This window comes from Candidatus Nitrosocosmicus franklandus, from assembly GCF_900696045.1.
GTDB classification, from domain to species: Archaea; Thermoproteota; Nitrososphaeria; order Nitrososphaerales; family Nitrososphaeraceae; genus Nitrosocosmicus; species Nitrosocosmicus franklandus_A.
This window is the reverse complement of record NZ_LR216287.1, coordinates 904,568-923,259: the sequence shown is the minus strand read 5'-3', so window position 1 is coordinate 923,259 and position 18,692 is coordinate 904,568. Positions and strand designations below refer to the sequence as shown.

General features: G+C 33.6%; 24 protein-coding genes. 6 read left to right on the top strand and 18 right to left on the bottom strand.

Annotated features, from left to right (window positions below; genetic code table 11):
- Positions 1-7: 7 nt before the first annotated feature.
- Positions 8-460, bottom strand: coding sequence for a hypothetical protein (locus NFRAN_RS04325; protein WP_134483252.1), 453 nt, complete (start codon positions 458-460; stop codon positions 8-10).
- Between the two features lie 104 nt (positions 461-564).
- Here NFRAN_RS04325 and NFRAN_RS04320 point away from each other — a divergent pair, with 104 nt between their 5' ends.
- Positions 565-1,473, top strand: a complete 909-nt coding sequence (locus NFRAN_RS04320) for an NAD(P)-dependent oxidoreductase (protein WP_134483251.1) — start codon at positions 565-567, stop codon at positions 1,471-1,473.
- Positions 1,474-2,293: 820 nt separating this feature from the next.
- The gene (locus tag NFRAN_RS04315; protein WP_134483250.1) at positions 2,294-2,809 is read left to right on the top strand and encodes a transcription factor; all 516 of its coding nucleotides are present in this window, start codon (positions 2,294-2,296) and stop codon (positions 2,807-2,809) included.
- A 5-nt stretch (positions 2,810-2,814) separates the two neighbouring features.
- Here the strand turns inward: NFRAN_RS04315 and NFRAN_RS04310 are convergent, their stop codons facing one another.
- From NFRAN_RS04310 to NFRAN_RS04260, 11 genes are all read right to left on the bottom strand, one after another.
- Positions 2,815-3,552, bottom strand: coding sequence for a 2,5-diamino-6-(ribosylamino)-4(3H)-pyrimidinone 5'-phosphate reductase (locus tag NFRAN_RS04310; protein WP_134483249.1), 738 nt, complete (start codon positions 3,550-3,552; stop codon positions 2,815-2,817).
- A complete protein-coding gene (locus NFRAN_RS04305; protein WP_172602112.1) occupies positions 3,545-4,963 on the bottom strand; it encodes an amidohydrolase family protein in 1,419 nt (472 codons plus the stop codon). Before NFRAN_RS04305 ends, NFRAN_RS04310 begins: the two co-directional genes overlap by 8 nt.
- Positions 4,960-5,751: a GTP cyclohydrolase IIa gene (locus NFRAN_RS04300; protein WP_134483247.1), complete on the bottom strand. Its 792-nt coding sequence runs from the start codon at positions 5,749-5,751 to the stop codon at positions 4,960-4,962. The genes NFRAN_RS04305 and NFRAN_RS04300 overlap by 4 nt, the downstream gene beginning before the upstream one ends.
- Positions 5,752-5,792: 41 nt before the next feature.
- Complete coding sequence (gene ribH / locus NFRAN_RS04295) at positions 5,793-6,233, bottom strand: 6,7-dimethyl-8-ribityllumazine synthase (protein WP_134483246.1); 441 nt, start codon at positions 6,231-6,233, stop codon at positions 5,793-5,795.
- Between the two features lie 2 nt (positions 6,234-6,235).
- Positions 6,236-6,949 (bottom strand): 3,4-dihydroxy-2-butanone-4-phosphate synthase, encoded by a 714-nt coding sequence (ribB, locus tag NFRAN_RS04290; RefSeq protein WP_232037935.1) that lies wholly within the window; start codon positions 6,947-6,949, stop codon positions 6,236-6,238.
- A gap of 23 nt (positions 6,950-6,972) precedes the next feature.
- Entirely contained in the window at positions 6,973-7,641 is a 669-nt protein-coding gene (locus NFRAN_RS04285) for a riboflavin synthase (RefSeq protein WP_134483245.1), read from the bottom strand.
- 43 nt (positions 7,642-7,684) lie between these two features.
- Positions 7,685-8,581: an HpcH/HpaI aldolase/citrate lyase family protein gene (locus tag NFRAN_RS04280; RefSeq protein WP_197731119.1), complete on the bottom strand. Its 897-nt coding sequence runs from the start codon at positions 8,579-8,581 to the stop codon at positions 7,685-7,687.
- A gap of 29 nt (positions 8,582-8,610) precedes the next feature.
- The gene (locus NFRAN_RS04275) at positions 8,611-9,660 is read right to left on the bottom strand and encodes a zinc-binding dehydrogenase (protein WP_134483243.1); all 1,050 of its coding nucleotides are present in this window, start codon (positions 9,658-9,660) and stop codon (positions 8,611-8,613) included.
- Between the two features lie 93 nt (positions 9,661-9,753).
- Positions 9,754-10,047 carry a DNA-binding protein gene (locus NFRAN_RS04270; protein ID WP_134483242.1) on the bottom strand — a complete coding sequence of 98 codons (294 nt, stop codon included), beginning with the start codon at positions 10,045-10,047 and terminating at the stop codon, positions 9,754-9,756.
- A gap of 12 nt (positions 10,048-10,059) precedes the next feature.
- Positions 10,060-10,512 carry a 30S ribosomal protein S19e gene (locus NFRAN_RS04265; protein ID WP_134483241.1) on the bottom strand — a complete coding sequence of 151 codons (453 nt, stop codon included), beginning with the start codon at positions 10,510-10,512 and terminating at the stop codon, positions 10,060-10,062.
- A 159-nt stretch (positions 10,513-10,671) separates the two neighbouring features.
- Entirely contained in the window at positions 10,672-10,980 is a 309-nt protein-coding gene (locus NFRAN_RS04260) for a ribonuclease P protein component 4 (protein ID WP_134483240.1), read from the bottom strand.
- Positions 10,981-11,060: 80 nt separating this feature from the next.
- Here NFRAN_RS04260 and NFRAN_RS04255 point away from each other — a divergent pair, with 80 nt between their 5' ends.
- Positions 11,061-11,747 (top strand): ribosome biogenesis protein, encoded by a 687-nt coding sequence (locus NFRAN_RS04255; protein ID WP_134483239.1) that lies wholly within the window; start codon positions 11,061-11,063, stop codon positions 11,745-11,747.
- Positions 11,748-11,756: 9 nt separating this feature from the next.
- On the opposite strand, the gene NFRAN_RS13625 is transcribed toward NFRAN_RS04255, so the two are convergent.
- The gene (locus NFRAN_RS13625; RefSeq protein ID WP_172602111.1) at positions 11,757-11,897 is read right to left on the bottom strand and encodes a hypothetical protein; all 141 of its coding nucleotides are present in this window, start codon (positions 11,895-11,897) and stop codon (positions 11,757-11,759) included.
- A gap of 189 nt (positions 11,898-12,086) precedes the next feature.
- Here NFRAN_RS13625 and NFRAN_RS04250 point away from each other — a divergent pair, with 189 nt between their 5' ends.
- Both NFRAN_RS04250 and NFRAN_RS14430 read left to right on the top strand, forming a co-directional pair.
- A complete protein-coding gene (locus NFRAN_RS04250; protein WP_134483238.1) occupies positions 12,087-12,365 on the top strand; it encodes a 50S ribosomal protein L44e in 279 nt (92 codons plus the stop codon).
- A 36-nt stretch (positions 12,366-12,401) separates the two neighbouring features.
- Positions 12,402-12,599, top strand: a complete 198-nt coding sequence (locus tag NFRAN_RS14430; protein ID WP_197731117.1) for a 30S ribosomal protein S27e — start codon at positions 12,402-12,404, stop codon at positions 12,597-12,599.
- On the opposite strand, the gene NFRAN_RS04240 is transcribed toward NFRAN_RS14430, so the two are convergent.
- The 5 genes from NFRAN_RS04240 to NFRAN_RS04220 form a co-directional block, all read right to left on the bottom strand.
- Positions 12,596-13,381, bottom strand: a complete 786-nt coding sequence (locus NFRAN_RS04240; RefSeq protein WP_172602110.1) for an NTP transferase domain-containing protein — start codon at positions 13,379-13,381, stop codon at positions 12,596-12,598. The genes NFRAN_RS14430 and NFRAN_RS04240 overlap by 4 nt on opposite strands.
- 257 nt (positions 13,382-13,638) lie before the next feature.
- On the bottom strand, positions 13,639-14,385 hold the full coding sequence (cobS, locus tag NFRAN_RS04235) for an adenosylcobinamide-GDP ribazoletransferase (protein WP_172602109.1): 747 nt from the start codon (positions 14,383-14,385) through the stop codon (positions 13,639-13,641).
- The gene (locus NFRAN_RS04230) at positions 14,375-15,367 is read right to left on the bottom strand and encodes a cobalamin biosynthesis protein (protein WP_134483235.1); all 993 of its coding nucleotides are present in this window, start codon (positions 15,365-15,367) and stop codon (positions 14,375-14,377) included. The genes cobS and NFRAN_RS04230 overlap by 11 nt, the downstream gene beginning before the upstream one ends.
- Before the next feature lie 18 nt (positions 15,368-15,385).
- The gene (locus NFRAN_RS04225) at positions 15,386-16,324 is read right to left on the bottom strand and encodes a cobyric acid synthase (protein WP_134483234.1); all 939 of its coding nucleotides are present in this window, start codon (positions 16,322-16,324) and stop codon (positions 15,386-15,388) included.
- Positions 16,321-17,454 carry a pyridoxal phosphate-dependent aminotransferase gene (locus tag NFRAN_RS04220; RefSeq protein ID WP_134483233.1) on the bottom strand — a complete coding sequence of 378 codons (1,134 nt, stop codon included), beginning with the start codon at positions 17,452-17,454 and terminating at the stop codon, positions 16,321-16,323. Before NFRAN_RS04220 ends, NFRAN_RS04225 begins: the two co-directional genes overlap by 4 nt.
- Positions 17,455-17,546: 92 nt before the next feature.
- Here NFRAN_RS04220 and asd point away from each other — a divergent pair, with 92 nt between their 5' ends.
- Positions 17,547-18,629, top strand: a complete 1,083-nt coding sequence (gene asd, locus NFRAN_RS04215; RefSeq protein ID WP_134483232.1) for an aspartate-semialdehyde dehydrogenase — start codon at positions 17,547-17,549, stop codon at positions 18,627-18,629.
- The last annotated feature ends 63 nt before the right edge of the window (positions 18,630-18,692 follow it).

The following is an 18,692-nucleotide window of genomic DNA, read 5'->3' as shown; positions in this document are numbered from 1 at the left end:
TATCTTTTCATCTTAGTAGGGGAAGTATCCCATCATTGGTGATAGCTATATCTTCACCTTTTGAATCTACTCGATCATGCATTATCCATTTTTTATTTGGTAAGATTATATAATTTTGTGTGATCGTTAATTTTGCATCATCAATATAAAAGATTCCGCTTACAAGAATCGTTTTGCTATCTAGAATTCTAGATTCAAAAATTATTTCTCCAGATTTATCAATAACAAGTATATGTTGCGGTTCTGATTTTTTTATTGTCAATTCTGAAGAGCATTTTTTGAGTACATTTTTTTCAACATTGACAATTTGATCGTTACTTTGATTAATTACATTTACTGAGATAGTGGGATTATTTGACGATGGATCCTGATCCAAACTGAACAGGATTTTATCATTATATTTAACGTTTTTCGGACCGCTAGATATAAAGTTATTTCCGATCAATAAAGTAAAAGTCATTCTTTAGCCATCTAATTATTAATATGATTTCTATTTATTCTAAATGGTTGATCAGCCATGATAAACATACATTTAAAACAGCCTGACTGAACTGAAAGATAAGTATGTCTACGCATAGCGATATATCTATTGGCGTAATAGGAGTAGGAATGTTAGGTAGAAGCATTATAGAACGATTGCTATCTAGCCATCTCAAAGTAAATATCTATGCAAGGAACAAAACAAAACTCGGAGGTCTAGAAAAACAAGGTGCAAAGATATTTAGTTCCCCATGTTCATTGACGGATCATTCACAGTTCGTAATTACATGTGTTACCAATTATGACTCTTTGAGGAACGTGTTGGTTGGTGAAAATGGTATCATAAATAGTAGTAACAACAGTGTAGTTATAATAGATTGTACTACTGTAACTCCAAAACAATCTGCTAAATGCGCAGATATGTTAGACAAGAAACAGGGTTTTTCATTTTTGAGCGTTCCGGTAATGGGTGGACCGAGCGATGCAAGGAAAGGAGAACTAATATCTCTTGTATCCGGAAACAAGGGATCTTATGAAAGAGTTTACCCTGTATTGGAATATTTCTCTAAACATGTATTTTACTTGGGAAAAATCAACGGATTATCAAATAGCGTAAAGTTAGCACTAAATCTGAATATCGCTATAATTACTCTAGCTCTTTCTGAGGGCTTAATCTTGGCTAAACACAGCGGCATAGATCCTAATCTATATTTAAAGATACTTAATCTTACTAAGCTTAAGACAGGGATAAGCGAACGTAAAGGCCAGATGATGATAAACCACGAATACCCTCCTTCATTTTTTCTAAAGAACATGTTAAAAGATATCGATCTAGTAATGAATATGTCTCATGATCTAGGATTGGTATTACCAATGACTAGTATGTCTCAACAATTATTTAGAGCCGCAAATAAGAAACCTGATAAAAGAGAGATGGATTACTCTGTGATATATGACTTTTTAGAAGAAATAAATTCTGGACTTGGAAACTGATCAATTTATTATTTGTATTTTGATTTATTGGTTGATTTGTCATTTACTTCATTGTTTGTTTCCATGATGGTAGTATGGATTTAATGATTATGTTCTTTTTTGGTGTGCCATTTTAATACTATAGGTCGGAGTTATGCGATAAGATATTGTTTGGTAAGAGGTAGTGGGGGAAAAATACTTTGGATTAATGTATTTTCATAATAATACTTTTCTTTATGGCAATTGGAGTAGAATTGGTTGTTGCTCACCTGTCTGTAGCAAATGAAATTAGGCTGATTTTGTCAATAATATCCTAGTCACTTCAAATGATGCTAATTTTGCAGATTTATCTCTAATATTATGGTTTAACTAAATTCAACCATTGGTGTCATTAACCTAATGATACCGCCTATCGACATAAATAGGCTTGCTAAAAGGTTCTACAACAATATTGCAAAAGAGGAAACTTTTCTCATAAAAATTACTAAATTACAACTTCTCAGCTATCGATATTGACGAGTTTGTGTTCATAGAAAATTATTTCAAAGAAAATCAAATCATTGATCTCTTTATTACCGAGTATCGGCTAAATCGAGTTGTTAATAACCCAGTGGTGCTCTTTAAATGACCTACTTGTGGACAATGCTTGTCTTCTTTCAATCATTAAATTAGCGTAACTGGGCGGTATGATGGAAAATCGTGCGCTTAAGCTTGTAGTATTAAAAGTTAGCTAATAATACATCTCAGTTGATATGTGTCGAATAAATTTAACATAATTCTTTGGGTGGTTTTCCTACTTGGAAAACTATATATCTTTTGTATGTGATGTTATATTACTTTCATGCAAAATGTTGACAGCAGTGAAGATCCTTTTATAAAGATTGCATCTCTGATTGGCGGAGACGAATATCAACAAGTTGCTAAAGCATTATTAAAGGCCGAAGACTCTACAGATGAGGAAATAGCTCTTTCTACTGGCCTTCGAATCAATATAATTCGCAAAGTGCTCTACGACCTATTTGGAAAAGCATTGATAACGGGTATACGGGTCAAAGATGAGAAGAAGGGCTGGTTTGTCTATCGATGGAGGGCAAAAAGAGATCACGTTGATAATTTTATCGATAATCAAAAGAGGAAAATTCTGGAAAGATTACAAAACAGACTGGAATATGAAGAATCGTCAGAATTTTACCACTGCGGCAATTCCGCATGTGACAGGATTAAATTTGACTATGCTATAGAGTTATTTTTCAAGTGCCCCAATTGCAAAGAACCTCTCAATATGGTCGATAATAGCAAGCTAAAGGATGCTCTCAGATATAAGATTGAGCAATTAAGCACAGATTCAGTAAGATAAATTCACTACTTAATTTTATCTTTTTTTATGTTTTTGTAATATAGTACTATTTCGCCAGTATTTTTTTTCTGCACCTTAGTTAATTTTATCTTTGCACACTCGTTTATTGTGTCATATCCTTTTCCTCCGACCAATGAAATTGCGTTTTTTCCGCCAATTATTAATGGTGATATAGTAACAATTAGTTCATCGAAAAGATTGTTCTTTATTAAAGACCAATTAATCTCACCTCCTCCTTCTACGAGAATTTTAGATATTCCATCACGCTCTAGATAATCAAACAGTTTTTTTAGATCAACTCTACCTTGCTTTTCTGGATCCTGATCTATTACCATAACTTTCAAGCCTAATTTTTCCAACTGTTTCAATTTTCTTGGTGGTGCATTCTTGGTAACTGCAATCCTGGTTTCTATTCGATCAGCAGTCTTAACTATGGTTGAATGTAGAGAAATCTTTGCTTTTCCATCGACTATAATGCGTATGGGGTTTGTTCTTGACATGTCTTTAGTCTCGGATATTTTTTCTCTATTTTGTACCCTTCTAGCAGTTAGCATGGGATTATCCTTGATTACAGTAGTAATACCTACCAAAATTGCATCCACTTTTGATCGCAATATGTGTACTCGTCGGAGATCCGATTCTGAAGATATCTTTGTATCTCCTTTGCAGGTTGCGATTCTGCCATCAATACTAGCTGCTGCGTTTAGTATCACTCTCATGTTGAGTTTACCTGTTTTAGTCAAAAGGGATACTTCCGCTGGTCAATTTGCCATTTATCATTACTGCTTTCACTTGTTTTTCTGTACATCTACTCACTAAGGCCATATGTAGATCAAATAGTGGATACAAGTCCAAATCATATCTATCTATAAATAATAAATCTGCTAAATACCCTTTCTTAATGCATCCTGTATTTAGATTAAAAATTTTTCCTCCGTTTACGGTAGCCATTTTTAAGATATCTTTGGGTTTAAGAAACATGGTATTTTTTTCAATTGCTCTCTGACTCTTTATCAGGAAATCCATTTCCTTAAACATGTCAGGAGAATTGAGCATGATGTTATCTGTTCCTATTCCCAATAAGAAATCCAATTCAAGCATTTTCTTAATTGGTCCTAATCCTACTCCTAAGATCCCGTTTGCTCTGGGACAAACGATGATTTTTTTTCTACGTTTATGTAATAACCGTAAATCCGATTTGGTGGGGTTAGTAACATGAATATAAATATCGGGATCTAGGAGTTGTAATGTTCTCTTGATTTCAGTCTTTTTGTATTTTTTTATGGAATCTTCTACAGTACTTTGTGCTTCGGCTGCATGAATTGCGAGAAGTGACTTCCTCGATCTATTTGTGTTTAAATTTTTTAAGTTTATATCATGCACTATTTTTCTATATAATGATAACATTAAGTCTGTATATTCATTAGCTCCGCTTATCCCAAAGCCTTCGCATTTTTCTAATATTTTATTACCTATGTCGATTATGTTCCTTTCTTGTTCCTCCTTCTTGTTCTCCTTGTTTTTTATTCGATTTTTATGCATTTTTTGTTGATAAAAAGATGGGATTTTGTTATTTCCAGTTGAGTTGCCCTGTTTATTATTAGAATTTCTATATCCTTCAGTAGATTTGTAATAATATTTATCATTAAAGTCAATCCTGCCTAAAACAATTCTTTTTATTGGGAGATCTCTAGTTGCTTTTTGCATCAAATTTATACCTTCCAAACCTCCTTCTCTAAAGTCGACAAATGTAGTTATGCCCTTGTAAAGCATAGATAGGGCAGCATTTCTCATCATTTGTATTAAATAATTAACAGGAGTCTTTTCAAGGATGGTTTTTTTGATACCATAATGAGGGTGTATTCTTTTATTTAAATCCAAATTGGCCGCAATATCTTTTCCAATTGAATCTCCTATGTGGGTATGAGAATTTATGAAACCTGGAATGATCACAAAGCCTTCTGCATCAATAATACTGATCTCTGTCTTTGTTGCAGTCGAACTAGATCCCAACATATCATATTCTAGTTCCTTCGATTTTCTTACTACTTTTTCTATTATTCCATGTTCGTTAATAATAATTGCTCCTTTTTGAATTACTTCTAGTTCTTCTCCATACAGAATCTGGGAATTTTTAATGATGGTTTTTTTCAATTCGATTCAAAAACATTTAATGTTTTACCACTTTTCCTGTACTCTCTTATCTGATCTAGTGACTTTGTAGCATACTTGGCGGCTGTCCTAGCATTATTACCATTACCAATACCACAGTTTAGCTTTATCCCTGATGATTTGATTAGTTGATCGATTGTTGAGGTAATTTTGTTGATATCAAGACCGGACCTGGCAACCACCATAAAGTTGTCTCCTCCTAAAAAGAAAGTCAAGCTTTCTTCCTTTAAGAACAGATCTGAAATTTTCAAATGGAGCTTTAATAAAAGATTTGTAATTTCGTATGTGGAAAGATTTTTGATCAAAGCGGTAGAACTATCTACATCAATATGTATTATTTTCAGGTTTTTCTCAGGTAATTGTAAATTTGATATATTCCTTTCTTGGAGTTGTAAATGCTCTTGCTCAAGTGCAAAAATGTTCTCAAATACTTGATTTTTTTTATCCTTTTTAATTTTTGATATTTTTTTATCAGATTCTAACGGTGTTTTTCCAATTCCTATGGTCATTGAAATTTCAATTTCGCTGTTCTTCTTTGAAATTTTGTCATGAATTTCCTTGTGATCTGGTAACGAAATTTGATTCGTAACTGCAACAAACTCATCGAATCGATTGGAAAATACTAGACCATTCTTTGTTGAAAAGTATTTTTGTAGATCTGCATACATAAATGCCTGCAGCATTTGCAACTGGTGTTCTCTGTCGCTTCCTAATTTTAGAGTCCACTTACCATAACCTTCTAATTTTATAACTGTTATCTGACATGTCAACTTAATCTACTACTTTTACCACTACAGTTGTTCTTGGTCTCTTATTTTTTTATTTTGGTATTTCTTATTTCCCGTAGTCTTTTTGTCATGACTAGTGCCGTATTGATAGCATGTTGTGTTACAGGTATTATCCTGGCCTCGGCCTGCTCAAACGTCATGTCTGGTCCAGTTATACCTAAAGATATTGGTTTCCTATATTTTAGAGAAAGTTCATTAATTGATTTGGCAGTAACTCTTGCTATCAATCTGTCATGACTAGTTTCTCCTTTTATTATAGCTCCTAGCGTAACCACAGCATCAACATTCTTTTTCTTTAGCAATTCTTCTATCATGATTGGCATGTCAAACACACCTGGGACAAAACAAACAAAAGATATTTTTAAATCTGTATGATTATTTGCAAATCTCTTTGCTTCATCAAGCATTGGGATTGTTATCTCGCTGTTAAATTCGGAGACTACAATCCCTATTCTAACCTCCATTACTAATTTCCATATGATTTGGCATATGTTATTAGTTCTTTTGCTTCTAATATTACGAGATTGTTCTCTTTGGCATATTCGACTGCATCTTTGTATGAAAGGGCCTTGTAATTATATGGATCTAACATTTCACATATGGTCGTTACATTTGTCATGTTTGCTATTTTTGTGAGAAAAATTGACATCTCTGTATGACCCTTTCTTTCATTCAATAATTCTTTAGATGCAATAAGTATTGGTACATGTCCCGGAGCCCTGAAACTCTTTTGAAATTTTTCGAGAATTGCTTTTTGAGCATTTAGTTCTATACTTTTGGCCAATTCTGAACAAATATTTGCTAACGATGAAATAGTTAGCGCCCGATCATTGTCTGTAATACCAGTATAAGTATCGACATGATTGAGTGATATTGAAAAGGAAGGTTTATCCCCATATGGAGAACTATTCTGATTTATTAGGGATATCGTCTTATTTGCTGTTCCAAAAATATTCAACACGTCATAGATGAATGGTAATCCTAATTTATTGGATATTTCTTTTGATATTGCCGTACAAATTAATCCTCCGGCATCCTTTCGCATTGTGGCGATATGCCTCGGAGCTACATGTTGTGAAGAAATTACCATATCAACTTCATCTTCACGATTATCATCATCATGAATCAGAACAAAATTTCCTTCTCTCAGGGAGGTTACTGCCTCGAATATTTTGGTCAATTGATTTTACTTGTTCATTAAAGTTAATATATCTTACTATTTTTCTTGTTATTACCAGAATATTGGTAGATCTTTGTTAGATATCGTGCTAATATATCTATCTCGATATTTACACTGTCATCAATTTTCTTCAATCCTAAAGTTGTATTCTTAAGGGTATGTGGTATTAACGCTATTTCAACTATGCTATTTTTAACATCAACAACTGTGAGGCTTACTCCATCAATTGCTATAGATCCTTTTTTGACTATGAATGGTAAAAGTTCCTTACTGGGGATTTTCACTTTTAACTTACTTCCTTTATCACCTTTTTCGATCCTTTTGATTATGCCTGTACCATCTACATGCCCTAATACGAAATGACCTTCTATCCTGCCGCCCACTCTAAGGCTTCTTTCAATATTGACCCTATCTCCTTTTTTCAAATCTTTAAAATTTGTCTTGTTCATTGTCTCATCAATGACTTGAAACGTAGCTTTGGTTCCATCCAACTTGGCGACGGTTAAACAAACTCCACTAACAGATACACTATCTCCTATTTTGATGCCTTTTGATTTGTAGAGTCGTATTGTGATTTCTGTATGATGGTTGCCTTTGCTTTTTGTCTCTGTCTTGGAGGGGTCGGTTTTCTTTATAGCTGATTCGCGTATATCTTCTATTACCGCCAAATATTCAGTAATTCCTGTAAACACAAGTACAAAGATACGAAAATATAATTTGAATATTTTTAAATTATTATATTGTATTTTCTTTAATGGATTCTAGAATCCTTTTTGCTTGTTTATAGTGAACTGCGTCAATCATTTTTCCTTCTAATTTTACTGCACCTGTAGCTAGGTTCTTTTGTGCGTTATCTAATGCTTCTACAACTTTTTTTGCCCATTCTATTTCCTGTTTGGATGGACTAAATACTCTGTGAACATGATCAATTTGAGATGGATGGATAATACACTTGCCATTATATCCATAGTTTTTTCCTAACTTTAGATCATTAATTAACCCATTTGTGTCGTTGATGTCTTGCCATATGCAATCAATAGAATCAACACCGGCCGCTCTTGCATCCACAGGTACTTTACTACGTCCGTAAACATAACTACCTTGTATATCGTTGTAATAACTGTCGATTTTCATATCGTGAAGGAAATCGAAAATTCCAAAAACCACCGAAGAGATTCTCTCATTACACCTTGCTATTTCAAATGTATTGACCACACCTAACGCTGACTCAATTGAGGGCATAATCCTTAAATGTCCTTTTGGAATATTTCTTTCAGCTTCTAGTCTGTCTATCAGATCTGAAATTTCTGATACTTGTGATGCTTCATTTACTTTTGGTATAACTATTGCATCTATTCCTTTAATTACAATTTTTTCCAAATCTGCTGGTATCTGCTTTGAATCGGGAGAATTGGTTCTTACGGCTATAATTCTTTCATTATTTATTTCCATATTATTACTATTCAATTCACTAATTTTTGTCGCGATTAATTTTCTAGCTACATCTTTTTCTCCTAGTGGGACAGAATCCTCTAGGTCATAGCAGATAATATCTGAATTAATGCCTTTGGATTTTTCTAAAAATCTTTGGTTATTTCCTGGAATAAAAATTAAACTTCTTGAGCTTCCCACTATGCTAATACTGATAATAATATAAAAAATTAAAGTTTTTGGGGATTAGTAATTATCTTTCCTATCTGTTCAGCACCGGCCATCATCACATGACCTTCAACCATATTGGAAAAGGGCAATGATGTGTGAATGACTGGTTTTATTTTTCCCTTGCTTGTCCAATAAATTACTTGTTCTAATTCTGCTTTGGTTCCCTGTGTTGAGCCCAATAGATTAGTTCCCTTAAAGAACAAATACCTCAAATCGATGGTTGAATCATACCCAGTTGTGGCTCCTGTTGCTACGAGGGTACCGCCCATCTTTAGTAAGCCTACCTCTTGCGGAAATACGTTCTTTCCAATGTGTTCAAATACGACGTCGACGCCTTCTTTCTTTGTGATCTCTCTTACCTTTTTGTACCAGTCAGCTTCCCTGTGATTTACTACATGATCCGCGCCCAATTCTAAACATTTATCCATTTTTTGCTGATTTCCAGCTGTTGCAATTACATTACAATTGTATAATTTTGCAATTTGAATCCCTACCATTCCTACTCCGCTTGTTCCTCCCATTATCAAAACGGTTTGACCTGGAATAATTTTAGCACGTCCAACCAGCATATGCCAGGATGTCATGCCTACCATAGACACCGCGGCCGCATCATCAAATGAAACATTATCTGGCAATTTTGCAACATTAACTTCCGGAAGATGTGTATATTGTGCAAATCCACCCCATAAGGGACCTGTCTGAAATCCCCAAATTTGTCTTTCTTTGCAATCATATTCTCTGCCTGATGTGCACTGATCGCACACCCTGCAACTCATGTTAGAGTGAGATACAACTCTATCTCCCACTTTAAATTTGGTCACATCTTGACCAATCTCTACCACTGTTCCTGCAACATCACTTCCAGATATATGGGGAAGTGGAGTCTTAACTGGCTCTCCCCAAATTGCCCATAAATCATTATAATTGTATGCTGAAGATTCAACTTTAATCAAAACTTCATTAGGTCTTATTTTTGGGACATCAATGTCTTCAATTTTCACTACTTTGGTTGGATCTTTGTTATACTCTCTAAATACAGCTGCTTTCATGGGAGGATGATGTTTTAAAAGCTTAATATAGTTAACTCAAAAATGAAGATTACTTTTTATGATTTTGAATTTGAAAGAAAGATAATTTTGAGGTTATCTTCTGTTAATCTTAAACTCTCTCTTTGGTTGTTGTAAAGTCAACAGTATTTGTTTTAACTCGTTATCGGTGAGGGCTCTATTTAGCCGTCCTGTAGTAGCTGCATTAATTAGATAATTTTCGACTGCTGCAGCAAGTTCTGGTTTTACCATTTTTATATTTGTAAGTCTCTGTCTTGCCTCCGAATCTAACAACATTGCTAGTGCTCTTTGCTTCATTGCCTCTGCTTCGGCCTGTTGTCTTTTGATTTCATCATCTGAGGGTTGATGAGATTGAGGTAGACCTGACATGTTTATACTCCCTTATGCATATCGTTCTAAATTCTTGTCCATCTTTGATATTTCTTTGAAAATTTCAGTGGCTAGTCTGTCTAGTCTTTTCATCCCTTCGTTTGATATAACTCTGCCTTTTGCTTTCTTCTCAACATATCCAGATAATTCTAATTGTTGCAATGCCTTTCTAATTATTGCACCACCGGCATCTTTATGGTGATCCAAATTATATCCTATTCTTTTCCTTCCTCCATAGTAACTTTTTAAATCTGATATTCCAATAGGGCCATGTAAATATACCTTTCTTGCTAGCGAAGCACATCTTGTATACCACCAGTCTCTATTTTGCGGAACTTTTTCTACATGTGGACCAGTTTTTACATAGCTGGCCCATTCTGGAGGGTTTATTTTCTTATCTTTTTTTAACTGCTCCGTTAATTTTGATATCAATTCGTTTGCTGGAACATCAAATACCTTAGCCATTTACTATTACATGATGAATTCTACAATTTTCCCTTATAATCCTTCTTCTTTATGTTCTCATTTACTTTGATATAAATAAAGTCACTATTGCTGGATGGTTTGTTGTTTTTCGTCTTGATTTAGCTTAACTTACGTTTATTTTAGAATGGTTTTTTCAATTCAATTATGAGATATTTTTTCTATCACTTTTCTATATGTATGATTACAATATTTGCATGTAATTCTAAGAGCTTTTGTATTCGACCTGCCAATTCTTATTCTTGAATCTTTACCTGGTACGATATACCTTTTACAATTCTTACAAAAGAGGATTTTGTATTCAAAAGGGATTTTTAATTTGTATTTTGATATGATCTTCCTTGCTATTTTGATATGATCCAATGCAAATTCATCGCTGGAATAAAGTGCGGTATCTATCAAATTTTTCACCCGTTGAAAGGCTATTTGTTTAGCGATGCTCTTTTTCATTAACTATTATTTTACATACATGAGCTCCACAATCTATATATATCTTTAAATAATTTCCAACTCTCCTACTTTTGTAATATTTGCTAAGTCTGATAATTGCCGATGCTTCGATCGAAACTATTCCTCTTAATTTATATAAACATCATTCACTTAAAAAAATGCGCCGTTTTAATAAAGGACCTACAGATATTCTGTTGGATAGATCCTTTCATCATTTTGCTATGGTTTCTTCAGGGATGGCAGACCTTCATAAAAGAGGACGACCTGATATCCTTCACATTGCATTAGTAAATGCACTGGCCACTCCACTATATCGTAAAAATATGCTGAAGGTTTTTATTCACACTATTGATAATAACGTTATTCTGGTAGGGGATGATGTTAGAATTCCAAAATCATACATGCGATTCGAGGGATTAATGCTTAATCTTCTTAAGAATAAGAAAATAGTCTCAGATGACGGAAAAATATTGCTAGAAATGACATCTGAAATGAATATTGGATATCTGATAAAAGAAGTCATAAAATCTGATTCTGTAGTAGGATTTTCAACCACCGGTAATTATAGAAATCTTGAATCGATTACCATGGATCTTTCTCAGTTTACCAATCCATGCGTTATCATAGGAGGATTTCCAAAAGGCTATTTTTCTAAAAGCGTAGATGTGTATTTTGATAAGAAATATTCTATCTCCGACATGGGATTAGAGTCCCATGTAGTAATTTCGAGACTATTATATGAGTATGAAAAAAAGGTTTTGGGTTAAAAAATTATCTTAACGTGCCCTTCGCGCTGCTGATGCTAACGCATAAACTAGACCAATTCCTAAACCAACTGCTAACGGTATCCATACCCCAAAAGCTTCAGGTTCTAATACAATTTGTAAGAACGACATCATTAGGGGGTAATAGACCATGCATCTATATAAGCTTTGTATTGAATTATTTCTATCCTTATTAAGAGATTATACAATAAATACAACTCACCATCTAATATTTTATTATCTTGAACAGGTAATTTCACATTTTTTTTACCACAAAACTTTTGTCAATTTCAGCAAATTAATATATTTAATTTAAATTACCCTAAATAGCAAATTTTGTGTATGAAGATGCAGAAGGAGCTGCGCAAATTTTGCCCAAAATGTAAGACTCATACAATTCAAGCTGTTTCCACATATAAGAAGGGCAAAGATAGAAAAGGTGCTCAAGGTGCCAGACGTCACGCTGAGGATAAAAAGGGATATGGTGGTCAAAAATTTCCAGAATTAAAAAGGACTGCTAAGACTACCAAAAAGGTAACTCTAAGATACACATGTAAAGCATGTCAAAGAAAGACGATGAAACAAGGAATGCGTATTAGAAAATTAGAAATTCAAGCTTAACGAAAATAAATGGAACGAATCTAGTGGTGATTTAAGATGAAAAAACATAATATAATGATTCCAAAACCCCGTAGTAACTTTGTAAAAGTTGAATGTGAATCTTGCAAGAACGTTAAAGTGTTGTATACTTATAGTACAAAGACAATTTTATGTCCATCATGCAATTCAGAACTCCTTATAAATACTGGTGGGCAAGCAAAAATAATTGGCAAGATACTAGAAACATTAGATTAATCTGTTTCTGGTTTTTTCAATTCATAGTTTCTAGAAAAATACTCTTTGACTTTAGAGAGGTCATCAATAGTGTTGACATTAAAAGCAAGTTCAGGATCATTAAAAATGATGGATTCCTCTTCTATTTTAGAACTCGTAATTTTTGTAACTTTGCTACTAAAGAGTGCTAGACTTGCTACTGCTATTCCTGTATGGCAATAGTCCTTATTGTCTATACTTACAGCATAAGGTGTAGGAAGAAGCCCATATTCTATAATTATGTTTTTATCTATGACTAACGAAATTAATGGCGTTTGCTGTTTTAATTCCGCGATATTTTCAACAGTTTTTGTAGAAATCAGAGGCAAGTCAATTGGCAAAAACAATATCTTTGAACACTCAAAAATTCCATCTTGAGTCTTGATTCTTTTTAAAATATTATCATTTCGAGTATAACGTTTTTCTTGTTCTTTTGTGTAGGATTTATTTATAAAATAATGTATTAAATTGGCAAAATCTTTTGAATAACCTTTACCTTGTGTTCTTAAAACCGTTATTCTATCAGAATAATTGTATTTGATAAAATCTTCAGTTTCTTTTGTGTTACTACTTACAGCAGCAAAAATTTTAAACGGTTTCTTTGAGTTTAATATTGCATCTATGGTATACTCAATTAGTGGCTTGTTATTTATTGGTATGAGGGGTTTTTCTATCTTTTTTCCCAAGGTATTGGAAGAAGTATTTATTCGACTACCTTTGCCTCCGCACATGAGGACACAAACATTCTTATAATTTACTACCAACTTTCTCCCGTGCCTTCTACCTAGCAAACTCCATATTTTTGACTGTTTTCTAGTGAATGATTGCATTATTAATATTAAGTTTATTACTTTTTGATAATGAATTACATTTCTTATCTATCAACTTTGCATTAAGGGATAATGCTATATCTTGAATAAACATTTAACAAGAAATTATATCTAGAAAGAAACTCCTTAACAATTTTTAAAGCGTACTGCCGTTGTGGTTCATGTCACATTATTGATGATACAATAAAGAACTAAGATACAGAAATCAATGAGACCAATCTTACAATTTCATTTGTAGCCCCCATAACATCTCCTGAGGTTCCTCCAAAGTTCCTATTTGAGATATAGATGATAATAAAACAACAAATTATACCAAGTACTAGCATTTGAATTCCCATACTGATGTATGAATGCGAGATGACTAGAACAAGAAAAATCGTAATACCTGTAGCTACAATTATCTTTTTTTTCGATTTCATTTTCTTTGTAAATTGAGAGCTATATCCCTCCCATGCAGAGTCGCTAGAAAAAGCTTGTAATACCATAACATATTTCGCAACTATCTCTGAGACTATTATCGCTATCAGTAATCTATCAATACCTGAAATTGAAGAAATGGCCAAAGTCATTCCAAGCATATAGGTCGCTATTGCAACTGCACCAGCTGAGCCTATTGTAGGATCGTGCATTACTTTGTACTTTTTTTCCTTGCTTCCTTTGGCCATTATTCCATCAGCAAAATCCCCAAGCGCATCGGTATGATGTATTCCTGTCAATATCGTCAGGAAAATGGTGATTATAAATGCTGCAATATACTGATTGAAAAAATATATCGAAGCTAATACGATCGGTATGGTTAAAAATCCAATAACTAATCCTACTAATGGGAACAAAAACATATTTTTTGAAATGTTTTCTACTTCAAAATGCTGGGATGATCGCCATACAGGTAATATAGTTAAAAATGCAATTATACCTAAGAGGTTTCTAAAAACCAAAAAATACATTCCACCATCCTAGATAATTAAGGATTACTGTAATAGGAATCACAAAGCCTATTACACATATAGCAGCCGCAATTTTTGTGATTTTCAAAGATATCTTGCATCTTTGGATAGAGAGTTCTTCGTTCATGTCCCCTAGTTTGTAATGATTAGTTTTTTCTAATTGGATATTCAATCCACCTGCCATTATGGCCATAGGAATACCTGCATTGAAACTTTCAACCTTGTTTCTGTCTCTTTTCAAAATCATTACTGCATTCTTCCAATCTTTTCTACAGATTATAATGGCAGGAATTAAGAACGCTGGAGAAATTCTTGCTGGAACAAAATTCATTATAGTATCTAATTTGGCTGCCATCCATCCATAATGCATGTAATATTCCTCTTTGTATGCAATCATAGAATCAAGTGTATTTGAGGTTCTATAGGCCATTGCTCCAGCAGTGTTCAAGAATCCGTAATAGAACAATGGAGAAAGTACGCCATCCACGAAGCTTTCTGCAACACATTCTATACACGCTGAGAGTATTTTTGATTCTGATAGGGTACTAGTTTCTCGGCTAACAATTTTTGCCAATTTTTTTCTAGCCATATCTAAATTATGGTTATCTAGTTCAGTGATAACGTCATTGATGTGAATATCCATAGCCCTTATTGAAAATGAGGCCTTCAATATTATAGAAGAGAGTATGATGAATATGACTGTACCTAAAATATGGAATGATTGTACACTAATCAAATAAACTATTAAACCCACCATGCTGGGTAGTCCTATCGCTAGTATCGAACCCATAAATTTTTCAAAATTTTCTCCCTTTTTGTGAGAAATGTTTTTTGTAAATTTTGTAACCGTGTCTATAATCTTGCCTATTTGGACGACAGGATGTATTTTATTTGGCGGTTCGCCTATAAAACCATCTATTAAAAATGCAATTAACAAGGTGAGTATGATCTCATCAATTAACTCAATTGTCATGTCGTATAGTGTCCCTTTTCATTGGATGATTTTTTCCATTATGTATCTAAAATTAATTGAACTTTCTACCAGGTTCGAAAATCTATCAATTTCCAATTCTGCTGAAGCCTGATCGAAAGAAAACCGATCTATATTATGTCCTGTAGTAATATTTCGATTTGTGTTTCTCTTTAAGCCAAAGGCGAGTTGTCGACTTTTCTTATCCTGCGCGCATTTATTGCTGCTGCTGCTATCTAGAGAGTCCTCTTCAGGAATATTATGATTAATTTTAGGAATAATGCCCAATACGGGTTTTTTAACTTTGTATTCTATTTTTCTTATAGCTGGCCATAATATCTTATTGTCCCCACGAAACTTGTTTATTATTATGCCCTTTACCAAATTTTGATGGGTAGGTTTCAGCAAAAACATGGTTCCTAAAATACTTGCAAAACAGCCACCCCTTTCGATATCTGAAACTAAAATTACTGGCGAGTTGACTTTTCTAGCAAAAAGCATGTTTGAAATGTCATATTTTTGAATGTTTATTTCAGCAGGAGAGCCAGCACCTTCTAATATAATTATATCGTGCATTTCTTGCAATTCTTTGAATGCATTCAATGCTGATTTGAACCCTGTTTTAAGAACAAAATCTGAATAATATTCTTGTGCTTTCATTTTGCAGAAAAATTTTCCATTTAAGTAGACTCTGCTCTCGTTATTTCCTATTGGCTGCAACAAAATAGGATTCATATTAGGATCAGGATGTGTCCTGCAAGCCAAAGACTGGATAGCCTGGGCCCTTGCTATTACTTTATTTGAATCTCTAATTTTATAAATATATGACGACATGTTCTGTGATTTAAAAGGAGCTACTTTGAATCCTTTCTTTGTCAGAATTCTACATAAAGCAGTAACGATTACACTTTTTCCTACACCTGACGAAGTACCCTGGATCATCAACAATTTAGACCTCATAATGCCGCCTCCAAAGATCTTACTAAAGTATCGTTCTCTTTTCTAGTCTTTATAGCCACTCTAATGAATTTGTCATTCAAGCCAGTAAAATCCTTACAATCCCTTACAAGAATTTTACTTTCTCTAAGCAATTTATCTCTCAGTGCAGTTGAGTTAATTTTAGAATCCAGTATTTTGATCATAAAAAAATTGGTGTCTGTCGGAATCGCTCTAATTTTTGCATTTTTACTATACAAACTAAATAATCTGGTTCTTTCAGAATTATTGTTTGATATGACTGATTTCAAATGTTTCTTATCTTTCAAGGCCTCTATACCTGCTATTTGTGCAAGCCCATTGACATTCCAGCTGATTAAATGTTGAGATAATTTATCTATATTAGCCTTAGTAGATATTGCATAACCTATTCTCAAACCCGCCAGTCCAAATGTTTTGGTAAGGGATCTTAAGATCGTTAGATTTTCGTATTCTTTTACTAAATCGACAAAATGATTATTCGAACTTTTCTTTTTAGAATCTACAAATTCAATAAATGATTCATCTAAAAGAATTTTAATTTTCTTGTCTATTTTTTCAATGATTTCTGTTACTTCTCTCTCGTAGAACTTCCCGGTGGGATTGTTAGGATTACACAAAAATAATGAAGAAATCTCATTTTCAGGATTGTTTGCAGTTCTAATGATGGAATCTGAGTCTATTATAAAGTTATCTTCTCTTAAGTAGGAATAGTGAATGGCTGCAGATACTTTGTTCCTACTAGCTAATTCGTACTCACAAAAGGTGGGAACAGGAATAAGAGCTTTATTTCTTACAAATGTATAGGCAAAATAATGGATCAGTTCTGTAGCTCCATTGCCGATTATCAGGTTGTGGTTAATATCGAAATCTTTCTCAGATCCAATGTAGTCTAGGATCTTTTTCTTCAAGTCGATACATTTAGGATCAGGATAGTTATATGCCAGAGCAATGTTATTTCTTAATTTTGATAGAACCTTGCTTGATATTCCAAATGGGTTTAGGTTAGAACTAAAATCTATTTGAATTCGGTTCTTGGGCCAATTTACCGAGTAGAATCCACCATGTCGACAATCATGAAAATTTGAATAAAATATGTTTTCTTTATTGTTCATTTTAACCCGAAAGTGCCAAACACATCAATAATTTTAATTTCAAAACCTATTTAAAAAGGATTATTAATTGTTCTATTTCATATCCCTTCTATATGCTGAAAGTTGCGTTAATCGGTTCGACTGGTGCTGTTGGCCAGGAATTCGTAGTTGCACTGAATAAACATCCTTGGTTTGACCTTACCCATATCGTTTCTTCTGAGAGATCTGCTGGTAAGAAATACATTGATGCAATACGAGACCCTCAATCGGGCATACTTAAATGGCACAACAGAGAACAAGTGCCAGAATATGTTAGAGATAAAATCGTTTCAAAAATCGATGATATTGATCCGAAAAATTTTGATTTAATATTTACTGCTCTTGAATCAGACGATGCACAAGTGATTGAACCTAAATTAGCTCAACATGTTCCTGTAATAAGTACTGCCGCTGCATTTAGGTATGAAAATGATGTACCTATATTGATTCCTGGAATTAATGACGATCATGCTGACCTTCTAAAAAAACAGCAAAAAGAACGACAATGGAAGGGATTTATTGCCCCATTACCTAATTGTACCACTACCGGATTAGCTATTACATTGAAACCCATTATTGATAGTTTCGGCGTCAAGAATGTTTTTATGACCTCAATGCAGGCACTTTCTGGTGCTGGGAGATCTCCAGGTGTAATAGCTTTGGATATTTTAGATAATGTCATACCTTACATTCCAAAAGAGGAAGAAAAGGTACAGATAGAGACGAAAAAAATCCTAGGCAAATATGATCATTCTTCCCAAGAAATTTCTGTCAATGACATCAAGGTTAGCTGTACTTGTACAAGGGTTCCAGTCTCTGATGGACATACAGAAGTAGTTTTCGTTGAGACTAATGAAAACACAGATCCATCTTCAGTGAAGCAGAAGATGATCGAATTTTCTGATAAAGTTTCTATAAAGAATTTACCTACTGCTCCCAGAGATTATATAGTAGTTAGTGATGATCCGACAAGACCCCAACCCCGTGTAGACAGAGAAATAAACAACGGAATGACCACCGTAGTGGGAAGACTTAGAAAAGATTCCGTGTTTGAAAACGGGATAAAATATGTACTCTTGACCCACAATGAAAAAATGGGTTCCGCAAAGGGTGCCGTCTTGCTCGCTGAATTGCTTAAAACTAAAAAAATTATATAATTTTTTTTAAAATTTAAAAATCTTTATACAAAAGATAAAAATTATACATTTATTAACCACCAA